General features: G+C 65.3%; 14 protein-coding genes. 9 read left to right on the top strand and 5 right to left on the bottom strand.

The window, feature by feature from the left end; translation table 11 throughout:
* Positions 1 to 21 precede the first annotated feature (21 nt).
* Entirely contained in the window at positions 22 to 753 is a 732-nt protein-coding gene (locus J8F10_RS15440; protein ID WP_210655001.1) for an alpha/beta hydrolase-fold protein, read from the top strand.
* A 22-nt stretch (positions 754 to 775) separates the two neighbouring features.
* Here J8F10_RS15440 and J8F10_RS15435 read toward each other — a convergent pair whose 3' ends face one another.
* On the bottom strand, positions 776 to 2,299 hold the full coding sequence (locus tag J8F10_RS15435) for a HEAT repeat domain-containing protein (RefSeq protein WP_210654999.1): 1,524 nt from the start codon (positions 2,297 to 2,299) through the stop codon (positions 776 to 778).
* 227 nt (positions 2,300 to 2,526) lie between these two features.
* Between J8F10_RS15435 and J8F10_RS15430 the strand changes: the two genes are divergently transcribed.
* The 8 genes from J8F10_RS15430 to J8F10_RS15395 all read left to right on the top strand — a co-directional run bounded on the left by J8F10_RS15430 (position 2,527) and on the right by J8F10_RS15395 (position 16,074).
* Entirely contained in the window at positions 2,527 to 4,536 is a 2,010-nt protein-coding gene (locus tag J8F10_RS15430) for a protein kinase domain-containing protein (protein ID WP_210654997.1), read from the top strand.
* Positions 4,537 to 4,997: 461 nt separating this feature from the next.
* Positions 4,998 to 5,594: a prolyl hydroxylase family protein gene (locus tag J8F10_RS15425; RefSeq protein ID WP_210654995.1), complete on the top strand. Its 597-nt coding sequence runs from the start codon at positions 4,998 to 5,000 to the stop codon at positions 5,592 to 5,594.
* Between the two features lie 150 nt (positions 5,595 to 5,744).
* Positions 5,745 to 8,975 (top strand): TolC family protein, encoded by a 3,231-nt coding sequence (locus J8F10_RS15420; RefSeq protein ID WP_210654992.1) that lies wholly within the window; start codon positions 5,745 to 5,747, stop codon positions 8,973 to 8,975.
* Positions 8,872 to 10,935 carry a hypothetical protein gene (locus tag J8F10_RS15415; protein ID WP_210654990.1) on the top strand — a complete coding sequence of 688 codons (2,064 nt, stop codon included), beginning with the start codon at positions 8,872 to 8,874 and terminating at the stop codon, positions 10,933 to 10,935. The genes J8F10_RS15420 and J8F10_RS15415 overlap by 104 nt, the downstream gene beginning before the upstream one ends.
* Positions 10,936 to 11,069: 134 nt before the next feature.
* Positions 11,070 to 11,783, top strand: a complete 714-nt coding sequence (locus tag J8F10_RS15410; RefSeq protein ID WP_210654987.1) for an ABC transporter ATP-binding protein — start codon at positions 11,070 to 11,072, stop codon at positions 11,781 to 11,783.
* Positions 11,783 to 13,240: an ABC transporter permease gene (locus J8F10_RS15405; protein ID WP_210654985.1), complete on the top strand. Its 1,458-nt coding sequence runs from the start codon at positions 11,783 to 11,785 to the stop codon at positions 13,238 to 13,240. The genes J8F10_RS15410 and J8F10_RS15405 overlap by 1 nt, the downstream gene beginning before the upstream one ends.
* A gap of 500 nt (positions 13,241 to 13,740) precedes the next feature.
* Complete coding sequence (locus J8F10_RS15400) at positions 13,741 to 14,910, top strand: CobW family GTP-binding protein (RefSeq protein ID WP_210654983.1); 1,170 nt, start codon at positions 13,741 to 13,743, stop codon at positions 14,908 to 14,910.
* Positions 14,911 to 15,015: 105 nt separating this feature from the next.
* A complete protein-coding gene (locus tag J8F10_RS15395; protein WP_210654981.1) occupies positions 15,016 to 16,074 on the top strand; it encodes a WD40 repeat domain-containing protein in 1,059 nt (352 codons plus the stop codon).
* 138 nt (positions 16,075 to 16,212) lie between these two features.
* On the opposite strand, the gene rpiA is transcribed toward J8F10_RS15395, so the two are convergent.
* The 4 genes from rpiA to J8F10_RS15375 form a co-directional block, all read right to left on the bottom strand.
* Positions 16,213 to 16,905, bottom strand: coding sequence for a ribose-5-phosphate isomerase RpiA (gene rpiA, locus J8F10_RS15390; RefSeq protein WP_210654978.1), 693 nt, complete (start codon positions 16,903 to 16,905; stop codon positions 16,213 to 16,215).
* Positions 16,906 to 17,103: 198 nt separating this feature from the next.
* Positions 17,104 to 17,697 (bottom strand): Uma2 family endonuclease, encoded by a 594-nt coding sequence (locus J8F10_RS15385; protein WP_210654976.1) that lies wholly within the window; start codon positions 17,695 to 17,697, stop codon positions 17,104 to 17,106.
* A gap of 26 nt (positions 17,698 to 17,723) precedes the next feature.
* Complete coding sequence (locus J8F10_RS38930; RefSeq protein WP_246523364.1) at positions 17,724 to 18,413, bottom strand: hypothetical protein; 690 nt, start codon at positions 18,411 to 18,413, stop codon at positions 17,724 to 17,726.
* A 77-nt stretch (positions 18,414 to 18,490) separates the two neighbouring features.
* Complete coding sequence (locus tag J8F10_RS15375; RefSeq protein ID WP_210654974.1) at positions 18,491 to 20,656, bottom strand: prolyl oligopeptidase family serine peptidase; 2,166 nt, start codon at positions 20,654 to 20,656, stop codon at positions 18,491 to 18,493.
* Positions 20,657 to 20,805 lie beyond the last annotated feature (149 nt).

Genomic DNA, 20,805 nt, shown 5'->3' with positions numbered 1-20,805 from the left:
CACCGAATCGGAGTTATTCCCATGCTCGATGGCTGGACGCGGACCACCATCGGCGGGAAGCCGGTCGATGTATTTGATCCGCCCCACGCACTTCCACAAGCACTTCTCTACCTTCACGGTCTCGACGAACGCACCCCCGTAACCGATGTAGCCTTCACCGCGACGCTCCGCGCTCATCGATTGCGGTGCGTTGTGCCCCACGGTGGACAGTGCTGGTGGGCGGATCGCGTGTGCCCCGAGTTTGATGCCGGTCTCGCGCCCGAGGGCTATCTACTGGACGTACTTGCACCGTGGGTGGGCGCCGCGTGGCATTTGGGGCCGCGTGCGCTCGCGGTCGGTGGTGTGGAAATGGGCGGGCAGGGGGCGGTGCGACTCGCGTTCAAACACCCGGAGCGGTTCCCGATCGCCGCGAGCGTCTCGGGCGCGTTTGATTGCCAGGACTGGTACGGGCGCGGGACGCCGCTCGATGAAATGTACGACAGCCGCGAGCGGTGCCGGCAAGACACGGCCGTGCTCCACATTCATGCCCACCGCTGGCCGCCGCACCTGTGGTTCTGTTGCTCCCCAACAGACGCAGCGAATTATCGCGGTAACGATCGGCTGCACGAGAAACTCACTGCGATCGGCGTTCCGCACGCGGTCGATCTCGACACACGGGCGAAGCCCGGAGCTCGATACGAAGAACAGATGGGCGCACCGATGCTCGCGTTCATCGCCGATGCTCTCGCCCGAGAAGCGAAACGGCTGGTGTGAGCATTGGACCTCCGAACACGGCTCAAAACACCGCGCTGGAGCCGCCGCGGGAGTGCGGAGCGTCGTGGGTTTCGGGTGGCTTCGGCGGCGGGATCGAGGGGGCACGAACGCCCGCGAGTGCGGAACGCGGAGCGCCTTTTAGCCCCGCCATCGGCCCGGGCGTCGGGCGGATCTGGTCCGGGTTCGCGCCGTTCGCCCACAGCAGCACGCGCCGGGTCACGTCGGCCGCGATCTTGCTGTTGGTCGCCGGGAGCTCGCCCGGGGGCAACCCCAGTTCCAACCCCAATACGTTTTGCAGGATGGCCGCGACGGAGAGCGCCATTTCGCGGTTGGGTTGGCGCGCCAGCCCGCGGAGCACGTCCACGCCGTCCGGGTCGTGCGGGTTGATGCGCAGCATCTGTTCCGCAGCGAACAGGCGGATCGGACCGGGCTGGTCCATGTTCGTGAGCCGGTCGAGCAGATCGACGGACAGCAGGTTGTGGTCGCGCAACAGGGCCGCGAGTTCGACCCGCAGCGACGGGGCCGCGCCCGTATCGAGCATCATCGCGGCGAGCTGGCTCGCGAGTTCGGGGCGGTCACCGTCGGTCAGGTCGCGGTGGTATTGCTCCATGAGGGTGAGGATCGCGCGCGGCGCGAGCGGGGCGTGCTCTTCGGCCCAGGTAATGAGGTCGGCCAGGGCCGCGGCCGGTAGGCGCCCGGAAGCGAACACCGGGCCGTCGGTGGCGAGGCGCGGGTCGGCGAGCGCGTCGCGAACGCCCTCCCGGGTGAACGGCCACCGCGCGTCCGCGTTCCACAGGAGCGATTCGGACGCGGCGAGCCGCACCTCGGCGGCCGGGTCGCGGAGCAACCGCGCCAACCCGCCGATCAGGTCCGCGGACCCGACCCCGGCCAGCGCGTAGGCGGCCGCGGCGCGCACCGCCGGTTCCGCGCTCTCTTCGGCCGTTTTTAGCACTAACTCAGCTTCCCCCGGCTGCCACTGCGGGCGATACTCCAGCGCCCCGAGTGCGGCGCACTGCACCTCCGGGCGCGGGTCCGCGAGGAGCGCGAGGACCGGGCGCACCTCGTCGAGTGCGGTGGCCCGCAGCGCGACCACTTCGGGCAGCGCGCGGCAATCCGCGAGCTGGAGCGGCCAGTGCGTGCGGGTCACGAGGCGCCCGCACCATTTGTTCGCCCGGCGCAGCGGTTCCGCACCGGTGCGAATGAGGTCGTGAACGGCGGCGAGAGCAACAGCCGTCAGGAGCAGAACGGACTGGCCGACGTGAACCGCCCAGTCGGGCGCCCCGCGCGTCGGGAGCCACACCCACGCGAGCGCGATGAGGTACAGGATGATGAGCGACGCACTGATGGGGGGCCGCCACACGGGGTGCGAGCGCACGAACATCAATACGAAGAGGCCCTGCACGCCCGCACCCGCATACAGCGGGAGCAGTTGCGTGCGGTAGCCGAGGCCGCCCAGCACGGCGCAGGGTAGCAGTAACAGCGCGAGGCTCACGACCCGACCCAAAGGGCCGAGATCGCGGCGCGGCGCCGAGGTAGACCAAGCCATAGCGACCTGACCCGACCGGAGTCGGGGTGACGCTGCGCGGTGAGGGGGCGCACAGCGACCGACCGAACGGGACTTACGGTTCGGCGCGTCAACCCAATTTAACTCGTGTTTCAGCCCGGGGCAAACTTCGCGTCGGAAGTCATAAAGTCGGGAGTCGGAAAAGTCGGCACGGACCGGCTCGATATCTTACGATTTAAGACTTCCGATCCGGGACGGAGGGGACAGGCATGCTCGCCGTGTTCGAGTGCGTGGCGCTGGCGATCCGCGACAAGGGGCTGCGCGGGCTCACCGAACTCGTGCCCGGCGGCCCCTACGTCTTCGAGGTCGCGCAGCAGGCGTACAAGTTGATGCGCGAGCGCCAGAAGGCCGCGGCGCTGCGCGAGGAGATCGCAAAGGTCGCGGCGGCGAGCGCGGAAGATGCGAAGAAGATGGCCGAACAGGTCGCGCGGGAAGTCGTGAACCAGGGGCCGATCGAGGACCGGCTCACGCTCGAACTGTACCTCACACAACTCCCCGGCGCGGTGCGCCAATCACTCAAACGCGCGGACGACCCGACTGGGAAGACCGTGCCGCCAGATTTCGCGGTGGACGAGGCCGAAGACCTCGTCAAAATGCTCCCCGCGCGCGTGCCGCACTTCCGGCCCGGGGGCGACCTGCCCGGGCGCCCGGGCTGGCGCCTCGAGGAACTCCTCGGCGCCGGCGGGTTCGGCGAGGTGTGGCTCGCGCGCCACTCGTTCATTCCGCAACCGCGCGCCGTGAAGTTCTGCACCGATGCGAAGGTGCGGGCCAAACTCACTTCGCACGAGGGGCGCGTAATCGCCCGCGTGATGGAGCAGGGGAACCACCCGAACGTCGTGCCGCTCCTGGACGCTGTTCTCGACGGCGAAACGCCGTGGCTCATGTACGAGTTCGTTGGCGGCGGGAACCTGACCGACCTCATTCACCGCTGGCAGAGCCTTCCCAATGGTGAGTGCGAAGCGCGCGCGGTACTCGCGCTCAAACAGCTCGCGGTGGCCGTTGGCACCTTCCACCGGCTCGCGCCCTCGATCGTTCACCGCGACCTGAAGCCGGCGAACATCCTTTTTCACGTCGAAGGCCACAACGGTTCCGGTCAATCCGAGGATTTTCGACTGCGCATTACCGACTTCGGCATCGGCGGGGTCGCCGTGGACTACCTGCGCACGAACGCGGCCGGGATGTCGATGATGACGGGCTGGCTCGAAACGTCGTTGCGCGGGTCGTACACGCCTCTGTACGCTTCGCCCCAACAGTCGCGCGGCGCGAAGCCGGACCCGCGCGACGACGTTCACGCGCTGGGCGTCATCGCGTTCCAGATGTTGACGGGCAAACTTACCGAGGCTCCCGGAACGCGGTTCGAGCGCGAACTGAAGCGCCGGAACGTGACGGACGCGCTCGTCGATCTCATCGGCGACTGCGTGGACACTGAGCCGAGCGGCCGGCCGAAGGACGCGGTCGAACTCGCGGAGCGCTTGAGCAAGCTCAAAGAGCCGGCGACGCAGAACCTGGCGCCCAAACCGCCGTCTCCAGAAAAGAAGGGAGAGCAAACACCTCCGGTTTCCCCGCCCGCTCCCCAGACGGGTAAGGGGAGCGCTCCCGGAAACGGGGCGGCACCCAAAGCGCCCGCGCTTTCCGAAAAGGGCGCGTTGGATGGCACGTCGGCGCCGGTCACGATCGTCGCCCACGCGGTTCCGGCCGAACCGGAGAAGTGGCTCGTTCCGCTTCGAGGAACGTGGTTCTCGCGCTCGACCGCGACCGCCGATGCGCCCTGGGTTTTGAGTAACGCGAAGCTGCCCGGTGAGGTCGTTGCGAAACCGGGCGAAGCGTACCGCCTCGCGCTCAACCCGGACGCCACCGGCGATGCCGATCTCGCCAAGCTCAAGCCACTCTCCCGGCTTCCGGGCCTAGAAGCCATCGACTTGTCGGGGTGCGTTCGGGTCACGGATGCCGGGGTCATGCACCTCGCGAATCTCCGCGGTCTGAAAGCGGTCGGTCTGGCCGACACGCAGGTGACCGATTCCGGCGTAACGCTCCTCCTCACGCGGTTCCCCGATCTGGAAGCGGTCGGCCTCGCGGGGGCCGCGAACGTGTCGCAAACGGTGGTGCCGTACCTCGCGCGCCTGCGCAAACTGAAGCTCCTCGCACTCCCCCCGCGCGCGGACACCATTGATGTCCGCGTCGAGTTCACGAAGCGCCGCCCCGCGTGCCAGTTGGTGTGATCTGATGGGCGCAGCATCGCGCCCACCGTGTCGGGTAGTCGCACAAAGTGCTACTGGTCAAAGACCACACGAAAACGGAGCACTGAGATGCGGGTGCCGTTTTTTCGGAATGGTGGCGATGAAACCCCAATCGCGTGGTGGGAGTGGTTGTTTTTCCCGTTCTTGGCCGGAGGAGTCCTATTGATTTTGGGCGTTCTGGCGCTGTGTGCGATTCCCTTCCTCGCACTCTACCCCGACCTTCATTACACCAGATATGATGAAGGAACAGAGCGACAGCAGGAAGTGATTCGTCGGTACCGTCGGTTCACCTCCCGCGTCACATTCTGGCGCCGATGCCGGCGATTACTGGCGCGAGTATGGCGGAAGCCACCGGCGAGAACCCCTCGGCGCTGTTTGCGCAACCACCCCAATTAACAGTAAATGAATCGTCTCGGTGCCTAACTTCCTGGTAACCTGGCGCCATGACCAAAACACTACTCGATGATGAGAAGGTGTTTGCGATCGCGGACTTTCTCACCGCGGAGGAGTGCGCGGCGTTCGTCGCTCAGAGCGAGGCCATCGGGTACGGGGACGCGCTGTTCGGTGGCGAAGTCGTCAAGAGCTTCCGCGACAACGAGCGCGTTTTGCTCGACGATCCCGCACTCGCCGAGCGCCTGTTTCTCCGTGCCCAGCCGTTTTTGCCACACGCCATCGGGGAACGCGAACTCGTCGGCTTCAACGAGCGGTTCCGCTTCTACCGCTACGATCCCGGTCAGACGTTTAAGCCCCATTTGGACGGCGCCTACTACCGCATCAAACAGTTCGAGGTCAGCGAACTCACGTTCATGGTTTACTTGAATGATGATTTCACGGGTGGGCACACGAACTTCTTTTCCGACGGCAACTCCTTCCTCTTGTTCGGTGGAGCCCCGCGCCTCCGCGTGAAGCCCGTCCGCGGGACGGCGCTGGTTTTCCTCCACCGGCAGTGGCACGAAGGGGCCGCGGTGGAAACGGGGCGGAAGTACGTTCTCCGCACCGACGTGATGTACGGCCCGGGTGCGAAGTTCGGAACCACCTGACGGCCGGCGCTCCTCAACTGGGTAAATTGGGTAGCCCACATCTTCCCGGGGCGCGTTCTTCTCGCTGTTCACCTCAACTCGAGCAAACTGTGTGGTCGATACCGTGCGTGTCGGATGTGCCGGAGTTCCGGGTTCTGCACGGGTGCGCTAATGCACGGATCAGCACGCTGCCTCCCCTTCGTTGCCGCGTTCGCCCTTCTCGCCCTCCTCTTCGGGCCGGGGTGCTCGCGCTACAACTACCGCGAACGCGCCGATAAGGACGTCGCCGGGATCATTTCGCAGAAGAACGTGTTCCCGGACTGGCAGGTGAAGAAGGACTGGCACGTGTACCCGGACCCGCGGGCGCGGTTCGCGGACCCCACCAACCCGGACCGCCCGCCGTACCCGCCCGATGACTACGCGGCCCGTTCGCTGTCGCCCAACCCGCAGCGCCCGACGAAGAAGTCCGGCGTCGGCCGGCAGGACGGCGACGGGTACGTTTCGCTGCTCCAGCAGTGGGACTCGGAGAACCGGGCCGATGACCCGAACACGTCCACGCGCGTGGCCGCGGCGGGCGCTCCGATCGCGCCGGAACGTGCCGCCGGTCCGCAAAGACCAAACGCCGCCAAGACCACACCGTCCTTTTTCCCGACGACTACGGGGGCGCCCACCGTTGCGCAAGGCGAGCGCCCCGTGCGTCACAGTGTCCCGGCCGCGCTCCCCGGATCGGGGCCGTCCAGCGGACCGGCCCAGGCCGTTCAGACGACTCCGGCCGCGAAGCCCATTACCAACGAGGTCGGGCCGTGGGTCGCGGCCGCGAAACGCGGACCGCAAAATCCGGTTGCTACCAACAACAGCAACAGCGTACCGGCCAAGACCGAATTGCGCCCGCCCGTTGTGACCGTGATTTCCGGCGACGCAGAGTCGACCGGGAAAGCGGTGCCCGCGGTCGCGCTGGTCCCGGTACAACCCGTTCCGGTTCCTCCCATTGATTCTCTACCACCGATCCCGCAGCCGGTTCCCGATCCCAAGCCGCTCGATCTGAAACAACCCCCTGGCCCCGTTGGGCCGGGTAAACCCGTCGACCCACTGAGCAAGGGGCCGCCCGAGCTATACCCGCCGATCCTGACGACCGGTGCGGACCCGGCCGCCGAGTACCTCAAAGCGCTCGAATCCGGGCAGACCGGGTACCGGCTGAAACTCGACCAGACCATCGAACTCGGGTTGTTTAACGCACGCGAGTACCAGGACCGGCGCGAGGACTTGTACCTCACCGCCCTGCCGGTCACACTGGAGCGGTTCAACTTCGCCGCGCAAGCGTTCTTCACGGAGCAGGTGGTCCGCGAATCGACCGGGCGTCAACTCGCCAACGGCGGCGAACGCTGGTCGCTGAACACCGCCGGGGGCATCAACAAGCTGTTCCCGACCGGTGCGATGCTCATGGTGAAGCTCGCGAACCAGCTCACGATCGACCTGTCCGGGGACAAGCCGCAGACGAGCATCAGCAACCTGTCGCTCAGCCTCGCGCAGCCGTTCCTCCGCGACGGCGGGTTCGCGGTCACGCTCGAGGGGCTCACCCAGGCCGAGCGCACGCTGGTCTACGCGATGCGCTCGTACACCCGGTTCCGCAAGCTCTTCTACGTCGCACTGGCGGCCGGCGGGTCCGGCGGCGGGTACACGAACAACCCCTACGGCCTCCAGGGGCTCTCGCCGAACCTCGGGCGCGGCATCGGTGGGAACCTCACCGCGCCGAACGTGGGGTACCTGCCGCTCCTGCAGCAATCGGCGGTCATCAGCAACCAGCGGAAGAACGTCACGTCGCTGGAGCGCCTGCTCCAGTTGTATCAGGCGTTCCGCGAGGGCGGCCAGCAGTCCGATTTGCAGGTCGGGCAGGTGGAAGTGCAGCTTTTGACCAGTCGCTCCCAGCTCCTCGGTTCGTCGAACAGCGGGACCAGCCAGAGCGGGGTCCGCGGGTTCCTCGATTCGCTGGACAACTTCAAACTCCAGCTTGGCCTGCCGATTACGGTGCCGCTGGAACTCGACGACGGCCCGCTGCGCCCGATCCGCCAGCAACTGGGGCGCTACGAAGAGGTCTATGCTCAGGTGCAGCAGACGGAACTGGCCGCGGCGAAGTACGACCCTGCGGCGCCGGTCGCGCAGTTCCGCGCCCGGTGGCGCACCCTGCTCACGGAGTCACCGCTGGCCAAGGGTACGCCGTTCGCGAAGTCGATCGGCGAGCGCCTGGACTCGTGGGCGCCGGCGAAGCTGACGGACGACCAGGCGGCGGCGCGGTTGGCCCAGATCCGCGAGGAGCGGCGCAAGTTGCTCGCCGCTCGCGCCGAGCGGCAATTGAAGGGGCAACCGGAGCCGGAAGCCGAAACCCGGAAGATCGCACTCCTGGAGGACGACATCGACCTGGGTGATTTCGATCGTCTGGTGCGTGTGTACGAGGCCCAGCCGTGGGCCAAACTCATCAACGCCCCCACTCGCCTCGCGGCTCAAGCCGGTGCGTTCCGCGATGTATTTAACGCGTTCTACTTGTTGATCCTGGAGGCGCGGAACGATCGGTTGGTGCTCGTTCGTGCCCAGTGGCCGGACCTGCCGCCGCTATCTATGGGCGACGGCGGGACCGACGCCCTCGCCGCGCCGCTCGACGATGCGTACACGGCGGCCATTCAGACGGCTCTCACAAATCGCCTCGACCTGATGAACGCCCGCGGACAGGTGGTGGATGCGTGGCGCCAGATCGCAATTCAGGCAAATTCGTTGCAAGGCGTGTTCGATGTTCGGTATGATCTAAGCAGCAACACACCGGCCGGTCGGAACAATGGTCTCGCGTTTGCGGCCGACCGCAGTAACCACCAGCTTACATTTAATGCGGAATTGCCGTTAATTCGCCGGGCGGAGCGCAATAATTACCGGGCCGCGCTGATCGGTTATCAGAGGCAGCGCCGCACGCTAATGGCGTTCGAGGATAACATTACCAATGATATCCGGAGCGACCTCCGGGAACTGCGAACCCTTGCCCAGTTGTACCGCATCCAACAGCGGGTGGTGGAACTGGGGTACTCGCAGGTGGACAACGCCCAGGCCATCCTCCTCGCTCCGCCCGCGCCCGGTGCCGCAACCGATGCCGGTAGTGCCGCGGCCCTGACCCAGCAAGTGTTGTCGGCCCAGAGCAATTTGGTGAGTGCCCAAAACACGCTCTACCAACTTTGGGTCGCCTACCAGACCGGCCGGATGCAGTTGTACCTCGACCTCGAACAGATGACCCTCGATGACCGTGGGGTATGGATCGATGAGTTCTTCAACCGAACCGATGCCCAGAACCGATCTCCCGCCGACGGGCAACGGCCCGGCGAACGGCTCCATGCCCCCCAGCCCGTCGGGGCCGGGAAGTAAGCAGCGCAAACTCCCGGCGCGCCGGGGCGGTGGGCGGCTCCTGCCCTTCGCCCTCGCCGGGGCGCTCTTGGGCGCTGCGGGTATCGCCGGTGGGTGGTACTTCTTCCTCCGCGCGGCCCCCGTTCGCGCGGACGTCCTCCTCCACAAAGTCAAGCGCGAGCCGCTCGTCGTTACCGTCGCCGAGAAGGGCACGCTCGAATCGGCCGACAACCGCGACATCGTGTGCGAGGTGCGGGCCGGCACGAAGGGCTTCGCCAGTACCATCAACTGGGTCATCGACGACGGCTCCCGGGTCAAGCCCGGCCAGTTGCTCATGATCCTCGACGACTCTGCGCTGAAAGACCAGGAGGACGAGCAGCAGATCAAGGTGGACACGGCCGACGCCAACAAGGTCAAGGCGGAGAACGACTACGACATCGTGGTCAAGCAGAACGAGATCTCCGTCGCGACCGCGAAGAACGCGCTGGTCCAGGCCGAGATCGACCTGGAGAAGTTCACCGGGCTGAACTACGACCCGACACTGGGCACCCTGGCCGCAGTCGGCGGTGGGATGGCGGCGCTGTCCGAGTCCGGCTCGTTCCGCCAACTGGTGGACGACCAAACCGGGCAAGTAAAACTGACCGAGAGCAACCTCGAACAGTACCGCGAACGGTCCGCGTGGGCGGACCGGATGGTGAAGCTGTCCTACATGAGTGCGGCTCAAGCCCAGGCCGAGCGATCGAAGGTGGAAAGCGCCGTCGAGGACTTGCGCAGCAAACGAGCCAAACTCGCTCAGATGCTCAGCTACGACCGCAAGCAGCAACTCACCGACCTGCGGAGCAAGCGGAACAACGCGCTTCTCGCATACGAGCAGGCGGTGCTCCAAGCGGACGCGAACCTCGCCAAGGCGCTCGCCGAAAAGAAGCGGGCTACGTCCGAGTACATCCAGCAGGACGATAAACGGCGAGACATTGTCCAGCAGCGGACTAAGTGCAAGATCACGGCCCCGGACACGATCGAGCCGGACTCGATGGTCGTTTACTTCCGGAACGAATCGAACCGGTTCGGCAGCAGCACCCAGGGCATGATCGAGCAGGGGGCGCAGGTCAAAGAGGGGCAGAAGATGCTCCGCATCCCGAACTTGCACCGGATGCAGGTGAACACCAAGGTTCACGAAGCGATGGTGGCCCGCATCCGCGGGGACGTGCGAGTGCCCACCTACTTTGTGGACGGCCTCCAGAACACAATGCTGTTCAACACCGATCCGTTCAGCCGTGTGGTGAGTCAGAAGCAGGAGATCATCGACCGGCTGCGTGAAAAATACCGTAACTCCGAGTACAAGAAACTGTCCGACGGGCAGAAGGCCAGCATCCGCGTGGACGCGCTGCCGGACCGCGTGTTCGAGGGCCACGTCCGCACGGTCTCCGCGGTCGCGAGCCAGGCCGATTCGTGGATCTCGGACGTGAAACTCTACCAGACGCTCGTCATGGTGGATTTCGAGTTGCTCCCCGACGGTACCAAGAGGCGGATCGACAATGAACAGCTCAAGCCGGACATGACCGCAGAAGTCACGATCACCGTGGACACCGCGACGGCGCCCGTGCTGACTGTACCGGTCCAGTCCATCCTCGGCGGCACCGAGATGGGGGCCACGCGCAAGATCTACGTCAAGACGGCAACCGGGTACGAAGAGCGTGAGATCAAACTCGGCCTGTACAACGAGAAGTTCGTCGAGATCCGCGAGGGGCTGACCGAGGGCGACGAGATCGTCATGAACCCGAAGGTGATGCTCACCGCGGACGACAAGACCCGGACCCGCGACGGCGACGGCAAGGGTGGCGGGAACAAGGGCGAGGGCGGTAAGGCCATTGAGGGCAAGGGTGACGGAACGAGCGGCGGCCCGGGCGCCGGTGGGGGTAAAGGTGGTGGCGGCAAGAAGAAGGGCGGCGGGGGCGGGCCGCCCCCGGGCGCCGGTCTCTAATCGTCAGAGCGCCGAAGTCAGAAGCTCGGGGCGGAGGTCAGAAGGCAGTGACACTGAGCTTCTGATCGCCCCCGGTTTCTGACTTCGGTCTTTTGATCTCGCGCTCCTGTCCTTTGTCCCCTGGGTTTCTCCCGATGCCTGCCATCGTCAGTGTCGTCGATCTGGTCAAGAACTATTACATGGGGACGCAGACCGTTCACGTCCTCAAGGGACTGAACCTGTCGTTCGACGAGGGCGACTTCGTTGCACTGATGGGGCCGTCCGGGTCGGGGAAGTCCACGCTGCTCAACGTCCTCGGCTGCCTCGACCGCCCCACCAGCGGGCACTACTACCTCGGCGACGTGGACGTGTCCGAAATGGACGACGACCAACTCTCCGAGGTCCGCAGCACCTACCTCGGGTTCATCTTCCAGTCGTACAACCTGCTGCCGCAGTACACGGTCGTCGAGAACATCGAGTTACCGCTGCTCTACCAGGGCATCAAGCTCGACGAGGCGACGAAGGCCCGGTGCGTCGCGCTGGCGGAACTCGTCGGCCTCGGCGAGCGCCTCGACCACCGGCCCCTCCAACTCTCCGGCGGTCAGCAGCAGCGCGTCGCGGTGGCGCGGAGCCTGGTGAACGACCCGCACCTGATCCTGGGCGACGAGCCGACGGGTAACCTCGACTCGAAGACCAGCGTCGAGATCATGCAGATGCTCCGGGAACTGAACCGGACCGGCAAGACCATCATCATGGTGACGCACGAGAACGACATCGCGGCCTGGGCGCGGCGCGTCGTGCGCCTGCGCGACGGGCGCGTCGAATCGGACGTGCGCAACGACACCCGCACCGTCATGGAGATCGGCTGATGTTCGGGTTCAGTCTCTCCGGCAATACGGTCCTGATTATTATCGCGTCGGTGTTCGGGGCGCTGGCCGCGCTGGTGGCCCTCGCGTTCGTGACCGGGGCGACGACGCACCTGCCGTTCGCGGCCAACACCGCGAAACTGCAGCGGAGCGTGTCGCTCGCGGTCAAGAGCCTCTGGCTCCACAAGTTGCGCTCGGTCCTCTCGGTCCTCGGCATCATCATCGGTACGTGCTCCGTCATCTCGCTGATGTCGTTCGGCGAGGGGTCCATGCAGGACGCGCTCGACGACATCAAGCGCCAGGGCGCGACCAACATCATCGTGCGCAGTGCCAAACCGCCGGACGACTCGGCCACCGCGTCGAAGGGGTTCGTCACCAGTTACGGTTTGGTCCGCGACGACCTAGAGCGGTTCAGCACGCTCACCTCCGACGGGGCCGTGACGCGGATCGTGCCCATGCGCGTGTTCCCGAGCGAGGCGCGGTACCTGGAGCGGCTCGTGAACGCCCGCGTGATCGGGACCGTGCCCGATTATCAAATCGTGAACAAACTCGAACTCTCGCGCGGCCGGTTCCTCACCGACAACGACGACAGCGATCTGGAGAACTACTGCGTCCTCGGTTCGGAGGCGGCCGACAAGCTGTTCCCCTACGAGGACGCGCTCGGCCAGACGGTCGGGATGCGCAGCCACTTCTTCCTCGTCGTCGGCGTCCTGAAGGAGCGGATGCCGACCGGCGGGTCCGGCGGGAGTCAGGCCGCGGAGGACTACAACCGCGACATCTACATCCCGATCCGCACCAGTCGGCGCCGGTTCGGGGAGGTGATTTCGATCCGCACGGCCGGCGCCCGCATGAACGAGAAGGTCGAGTACAGCCAGGTCACGCTCACCGTGGACGCGGAAGTCGATACGCCGGCGGGTCGCGCGAAGGTGCAGGCGGTCGGCAACGAGATCAAGGGGATGCTGGAGCGCAAGCACCCCAAGAAGGACTGGGCCGTGACCGTGCCGCTGGACAAACTGGAAGAGGCCGAGCGCGCCCAAACGCGGTTCACGCTCCTCATGGCGATGATCGCGTCCATCTCGCTCCTGGTCGGCGGCATCGGGATCATGAACATCATGCTCGCTACGGTGACGGAACGTACCCGCGAGATCGGGATTCGCCGCGCGCTCGGGGCGAAGCGGAAGGACATCGTCATGCAGTTCCTCGTCGAAGCGGTGGTCCAGACCACCATCGGTGGGCTGTGCGGGGCGGCGCTGGGGGTCGCCTCAGTGTACGCGGTCCCGGCCGTTTGGGACGTGCTCCGGGGCTGGTGGCCCGGTAGTGCCGCGCTGCCGGCAAAGCTCCACGTTCTGTCGATCTTCCTGTCGGTCGGGGTGTCGATCCTGGTCGGGATGTGTTTCGGGCTGTACCCCGCGTGGCGCGCCGCGAAGCTCGACCCGATCGAGGCACTGCGACACGAGTAACCCGTACCCGGCGCGGCACCAACACCGCGCAAGCTTCCCAGCTTAAACCGTTAATCTCGCGGGCGGGGTTGTTCTCCGCCCGTTTCCGCTGGCGGAGGCGCCCGGTGCAGGGGAAACCCGGCCGGGCGTCTCCGTTTTCGAGTTCCGGTAGGTTCACAGGGCTTCTGCCCGGTGCTACGAACGCCGGCCCTCCGGGGCGGAAAGGCATTAGAGGGTATCCATTAGAGGGTATCGGTCTTCGCCCCGGAGAAGCCGCCGGCCGAGGTGCCCATTCCGCGGCAGTGGATGGGTTTTCGGCCCTGGTTCACAGGGCGGAAGCCCTGTGAACCAGGGCCGAAAACCAGTACCTGCAGTGCCTTTCCGCCCCGGAGGGGCCGGCGTTCGTAGCACCGGGCGGAAGCCCTGTGCGCTCTTGTGCGCCCGACGAACCTTCGCGCCCTGTTCGCGGCTGGTACAATTCCCCTGTCACCCTCACCCGACCACCGAACAGGAGCACCCTCATGCCCGCGACCGCGACCGACCGCGTGCCCGTCACCGTACTCACCGGCTTTCTCGGCGCCGGCAAGACCACGCTTCTGAATCACATCCTCACGGCCAACCACGGCAAGCGGATCGCCGTCATCGAGAACGAGTTCGGCGAGGTGGGCGTCGATCAGGATCTGGTCATCAACTCGGAAGAAGAAATCTTCGAGATGAACAACGGGTGCATCTGCTGCACCGTGCGCGGCGACCTCATTCGCATCCTCGGCAACCTGATGAAGCGCCGGGACAAGTTCGACTACATCCTCATCGAGACGACCGGCATGGCCGACCCCGGTCCGGTCGCCCAAACGTTCTTCATGGACGACGAGGTGCAGGCGAAGACCATGATTGATGGCATCGTCACGCTCGTGGACGCCAAGCACGTCCTCTTGCACTGGGACTCGCACGAGGTGCAGGAGCAGATCGCGTTCGCGGACGTGATCCTGCTCAACAAGATCGACCTCGTGACGCCCCACGAACTGGAGAAGCTCGAAAAGCTGATCCGCAAGATGAACGCGACCGCGAAGATCCACCACACGAAGAACGCGGAGGTGAACCTCGACCGCGTGCTGAACGTGAGGGGCTTCGACCTCGACCGCATCCTCGAACACGAACCCGAATTCCTCAAGAACGGTGGTCACAAGCACGAGCACCACGAGCACGCGCACGACGCCAAGGGCCACGAGAACTGCGACCACGATCACGGGCACTGTGAACACGAACACGCGCACGAAAAGGATCACGCGAAGTGCGATCACGATCACGGGCACTGCGAGCACGAACACGACCACGACCACGGTAAGACGCACTCCCTGAAGGTGCACGAAGAGGAAGTGCCGGACCACGTTCACGACTCGTCGGTGTCGAGCGTGGGGATCACGGTCGCGGGCGAGTTGGACGCGAAGAAGCTGAACCGGTGGATGAGCGAGCTGCTCCAGGCGAAGGGGCCGGACATCTTCCGCATGAAGGGCGTGCTGAGCATCAAGAACGAGCCGAACCGGTTCGTGTTCCAGGGCGTTCACATGCTGTTCGACGGCAAGCTCGACAAACCGTGGGGCAAGGCCCCGCGCTCCAATAAACTGATCTTCATCGGCCGCAACCTCGACCGCGAAGCCCTCACGGAAGGCTTCAAGAGTTGCCTGGCGTGATCGGATGTTGATTTCGGATTTGCGCCGGACGGTCGGGAGCGAAGTCGCGCCCCTTTTGTTCCCCACCGTCCGGCGCGAATCTTCATTCTGAAATCTCGGGGCGATATGGCTCGCATCAGCATTTTCGGCAAGGCGGAGAACCGGCTGCGCCCGGTGTGGCAGGCCGCGGTGCCGGACCACGTGATCGCCCTCGCGTGGGCGCCGGACGCCGCGCGGCTCGCGGTCGCGACGGTGAGCGGCCCGGTCACCATTTTCGACGCCAACACGGGTAAGCCGCTCCACGAATTGAAGGGGCACGGGTTCGGCACGGCCGCGCTCGCGTGGCAGCCCACCGGCAACCTGCTCGCGTCGGTGGGGCAGGACAGCAAGGTGCGCGTGTGGGACGGCACGACCGGGGAACCGGCCCAGACGCTCGACGCCGGGGCGTCGTGGGCCGAGAAGGTCGCGTGGCACCCGTCGGGGCAGTTGCTCGCGGCCGCGGCCGGCAAGAAGACGCGGGTGTGGACCGCGGGCGGCGAGTTGGTCCGCGAGCTCCCGGCGCAGGCCGGCACGGTGATGGACCTGAAGTGGCGCCCGGGGACGAACCACCTCACGCTGCTCGCCTACGGTTCGGCCACCACCTACGACCCCGGCGCGAGCGCGGAGCCGGTGCGGGTGCTCGCCTGGAAGGGCTCGCCGCTGGCGATGGCGTGGAGCCCGGACGGGAAGATCCTCGCGCACGGGAACCAGGACTCGACCGTTCACTTCTGGTACTACGACGCCTCGCGCGACCTCCAGATGTGGGGCTACAAGACGAAGGTGCGGGAACTCGCGTGGGACTACACCTCGCGCTACCTCGCGACCGGCGGCGGCCCGGTGGTGTGCATCTGGGACTGTCAGGCGGGTACCAACGGACCCGAGGGCTCCAAGCCGACGATGCTCGTCGGTCACGACGAGGACGCGAACCTGACCGCGCTCGCGTACCAGAACCGCGGGTTCCTGCTCGCGTCGGCGGCGCTCGACGGGAAGGTGCTGCTGTGGCAGCCGACCAATCGCAAAGGCACGCAGGTGGGTGAGTTCCAGTTCCCGGGCGGGGAATCGTCCGCCCTGGCGTGGTCCGCGGACGATAAGTCGCTGGCCGCCGGGTGCGGGACGGGCGCGGTCGCGGTGTTCCGGGCCGGGTGATAAAGAAGACGAATGAAGAAAAGAGCCGCGGATCACGCGGATAAACGCGGATCAGACAGAAAGCCGATTTTAAATCAATCTTCTGTCTGATCTGTGTTATCTGCGTGATCCGCGGCTCTTTCTTCTTTACTTCCACACTCACGTCGCGCTGCCGCAGCGCACTTCCACGCTGCCGTCTGCTGCTTGGACCATGATGGTGTGGGCCATGTTCACGAACAGCCCGGTGCCGACGACGCCGGGAATCGCGAGCATCTTCGTTTCCGTTTCCGCCGGGTCGATGATCGCGGTCGTTTTGCAATCGAGGATGTAGTTCCCGTTGTCGGTCACGACGATCTGCCCGTCTTTCATGCGCGGTCGCGAGGGGTAGCCCATCTCTTCGAGGTGCTTGCGGCACGGCGTCAGTGCGAACGACACCACTTCCACCGGCAGCGTCCCGCGCTCGCCCAACACCGACACGACCTTTTCGGCCCCCGCGAGCACGACGAACTTGCGCGAGTACGCCGCGACGATTTTCTCGCGCACGAGCGCGCCGCCGTACCCTTTGATGAGGTCGCCGTTCGGGTCGATTTCGTCCGCGCCGTCCACGGTCACATCAATGCGGTCGATGTCGTCGAAGGTCACGAGGGGGATGCCGAGTTTCTGCGCCAGCACCGCGGACACTTCGGACGTCGGCAGCCCGCGAATTTGTAAACCGGCTCGCACCTTCGCACCGAGTGCGTGAATGAACGCGGTCGCCGCGCGCCCGGTCCCGAGCCCGACGACCGTGTCCGGGGCAATGAGTTCGACCGCGCGGGCGGCAATGGCGCTGGTGTCGGGCGTGCTCTCGGCCATGAGGGTGGTCCTGGCGGCGTGTGGCGGGACGGAGGGTCATTCTCGCCGCTGGTCGGCGCGGGAACAAGAGCGCCGACCAGCGGCGAACAAATAGACGCTCGTGCCCGCCCGGTATTCGCGCCGGGCGCTGTGACGACGTGCGAGAGTGACGGCCCCAACAGCCAAAAACGTGAAATTGCTCGGTATCGCGACAACGTACTACGGTAGCAGATCGGCGACGCGAATCGTCGCGTTCGGCGCGGCCAGGGGAGAAATGGTGTCGTTCGGGCCGAGGACGGTGTGCGCGCGGTACACTGTTGCGCTCAACTTGGTGGGAAGAGGTTGCGGGGCACGGAAGACGTGGAGTTGTCGGTTCGCCACATCCAACACCCAGTAGTCCCTGATCCCGGCGGTAGCGTAGAGTTCGGCTTTCTCGGTGGTATCTGTGTCGAACGTCGTATCCGATACTTCGATCACGAGAGCGGCCGTGGTCGGGTGATCCAGGTTACCGGTGAGTACACCCGCGATGATAGCGACGTCGGGAACCGGGTCGGTGTGCAGATTGAGCACGAGCGGGAGTTGGATGCGGAACCGCCACCCGGTGCCGAACGCGAGGCGAACCGCGGTGTCCGTGCGCTCGACACCGTTCGCGTGTGGTGCGTCCATTGGACCCTGCTCCAGAATCACCCCGTCCAGAAGGATCGGGCGCCGGCCCGTAAACAGCCCCAGTCTGCAGAGGCGGTGGAATTCGGGAACGGTCCACCGGTGCGGCTTCAGGCGTCGCGGCGCAGCGGGTGTTGCGACTGTGGACATACTTCACCTCCAAATGCAGCGTACCGTCATTTCTTGTCGAGTACGAGGTCAACAGCCCAGCACCCGCGGACGTGAACCTGCTTCGGGTCGCGGCAGTGGGTCAGGATGTCGTCGTTGTCGCACCCGGCGTCCTGGAGCGCGTCCGCGAGGATTGGCATCGCGCTAAAGTCACGCGATTCGTACATTCCGCGCGCGAGTGAAACCGCGGTGCCTGTGTGCCAGCGCTTGTTGACTTTCACAGGGCGAAACGGGTTGCCGAAGATGTCGCGGAGGAGGGCGCAGATAAGCGTATCGGCTTCCTTTTGACCGCCGCGGTGACCGGCAAAGGCCATCGGGTATGCCGTCACACCGAAAGCGGCCGAATAGGGCTTCACGAGCGTGGTGGATACGACCATTGCGACGGCGGCATGGATTTGGGCGTTCGGGTCATCGTCCGAAAAGTCGTGAGCGTTCCTCGGAATCGTGGCCTGCGCGACCGACCCTGCGGCACTCAATTCGGTCGCGGTCGCTTGTCCGTCCGCGAATCGTTCCGCGACCTCCACGGTGTCCCGCAGGCGCGAGTCATCGAGTTGCGGCCAGATGAGCCGGCAACAACCGCAGGCGAAAAGCCGGAGCTTCCGTCGCCCGATTTTCGTTCGGGTGACCGAGGTACCCCCGAGTTGCCAAACCAACTCTTGCGCGTGGGGGTGTTCCTTGAGCCAGTTCGCTTCGCTCATTGCATCACCTCCAACACGAGCACACCAAACGAACGCGGCCGGGTGTCACCCCGGCCGCGTTCTGACTCGCACTCACATCACTTCCCGATTTCCGGCTTGAAGTCGAGCGTCTTCACGAGGAACGCCCACTGGTCGGCGACTTCCTCGATCACCTTCGCGGTCGGCTTCCCGGCGCCGTGCCCGGCCTTCGTCTCGATGCGGATCAGCACCGGGTTCGGGCCGGTGTGGTTCGCTTGCAGCGCCGCTGCGAACTTGAAGCTGTGTCCCGGCACCACGCGGTCGTCGGTGTCGGCCGTCGTCACCATCGTCGGCGGGTACGCCTTCGCGCCGTTCTTCAGGAGCACGTGGTACGGGCTGAACTTGTACAGTTCGTTGAACTCGCTGCTGCTGTCGCTCGAACCGTAGTCGTCCACCCAGAACCGGCCCGCGGTGAACTTCTGGAACCGCAGCATGTCCATCACGCCCACGGCCGGCAGCGCTGCGCCGTACAGGTCGGGCCGTTGCGTCAGGCACGCGCCCACGAGCAGCCCGCCGTTGCTGCCGCCCTGGATCGCGAGCTTCTTCGGCGAGGTGTACTTCTCTTTCACCAGATACTCGCCGGCCGCGATGAAGTCGTCGAACACGTTCTGCTTCTGGAGCTTCGTCCCGGCGCGGTGCCACTCGTCGCCGTACTCACCGCCGCCGCGGAGGTTGGCAACGGCGAAGACGCCGCCCATCTCCATCCACTGCAACCGCGACACCGAGAACCCCGGCGTCAGCGAGATGTTGAACCCGCCGTAGCCGTAGAGCAGGGTGGGGTTCGTGCCGTCCAGTTTGATGCCCTTCTTGTGGGCAATGAACATCGGCACCTTGGTGCCGTCCTTGCTCGCGTAGAAGATCTGCTTCACTTCGTACAACGAGGGATCGAACTTCACCTTCGCCTGGCGGATCAGCTTGCTCTCGCCGGTCGCGGGGTCGTAGCGATAAATGCTCGTGGGCGTGGCGAAGCTGGAGAACGTGTAGAACGTTTCCGTGTCCTCGCGCTTGCCGTTGAAGCCGGTCGCGGTGCCGATGCCGGGCAACTCCACGTCGCGGACGAACTTGCCGTCCACTTCGTGGACCTTCACCGCCGTCTTCGCGTCCTTCAGATAGCTGCAAATGAAGCGGTTACCCACCAGGTCCACGCTGTCGAGGACTTCCTTCGCCTCCGCGATGATCGTCTTCCAGTTCTTCTTGTCGGGGTTCTTGGTGTCGATCGCGATGATCTGGTTCTTCGGCGCGTTGTAGTCGGTCTTGAAGTAGAACACGCCCGCGTCGTTGCCCAGGAAGCTGAACTTGTTGTCGTGGTTGTCAACGAGCTCGACGACCTTGCTGTCGGGGGCGGTGAGATCCCGGTACGCGAGGCGGACCTTGTTGCTGGTGGTGCCGTCGCCGATGGAGATGATGAGGAACTTGCCGTCCTCGGTCACGCCGCCGCCGATGGTCCACTTCGGGTTGTCCGTGCGCTCGTAGACGAGCTTGTCTTCACTCTGCGGCGCGCCGAGCTTGTGGTAGTAAAGCTTCATGTCCACGTTCAGGTCCTGGAACGCGGCGCCGGTCTTCGGTTCCGGGAACCGACTGTAGTAGAAGCCCGCGTTGTCCTTCGTCCACGACGCGCTACTGAACTTCACCCACTTCAGTTCGTCGGCGCGGGGCTTGCCGGTCGCCACGTCGAGCACCTTCCACACGTTCCAGTCCGAGCCGGCTTCGGCGGTGCCGTAAGCGATGAGCTTTGCGTCGTCGCTCACTTCCAGTCCGGCGAGGGCGACGGTACCGTCTTTGGTCCAGGTGTTCGGGTCCATGAGCATCTTCGCGTCGCCGTCGAGCGTGTCCTGGACGTACAGCACGTTCTGGTTCTGGAGCCCGTCGTTCTTGAAGAAGAAGTACCGGCCGCTGTGCCGGGACGGGGCGGAGATCTTCTCGTAGTTCCAGAGGTCGGTGATGCGCTTCTTGATCGCCTCGCGCTCGGGGATCGATTCGAGGAACGCGGTGGTCACCTTGTTCTCGGCTTCGACCCACGCGGCCACGTCCTTCGACTTGCGCACGTCGTCCTCGAGCCACCGGTACGGGTCGGCGACCTTCGTGCCGTGGTACTCGTCTACGACCTCGCCCTTCTTGGTATCGGGGTACTTCAACTTCTTCGGCTCCTCGGCTCGGGTGGTCGAAACCAGTGTCGCGGCGAGTGCCGCGATCGTCGCTGTCATGGCCCAGCGTGTCAGGCGCATGGGATCGCTCCTTTAAAGAGATGAAAGAGAGGATGGGAGAGATTATACGCGGCGCGCGGGAGAAATCGCCCGCGCTAAAGGCTCGCCTTGAGACATGCGGTGTTGAAATCGTGGCGAGCGAACGGCGCGGCGTAAGCCCGCCGGTGGTT

The organism is Gemmata palustris, assembly GCF_017939745.1.
Lineage (GTDB): Bacteria > Planctomycetota > Planctomycetia > Gemmatales > Gemmataceae > Gemmata > Gemmata palustris.
The sequence above is the reverse complement of the archived record's forward strand: the minus strand, read 5'-3'. Positions and strand labels throughout refer to the sequence as shown.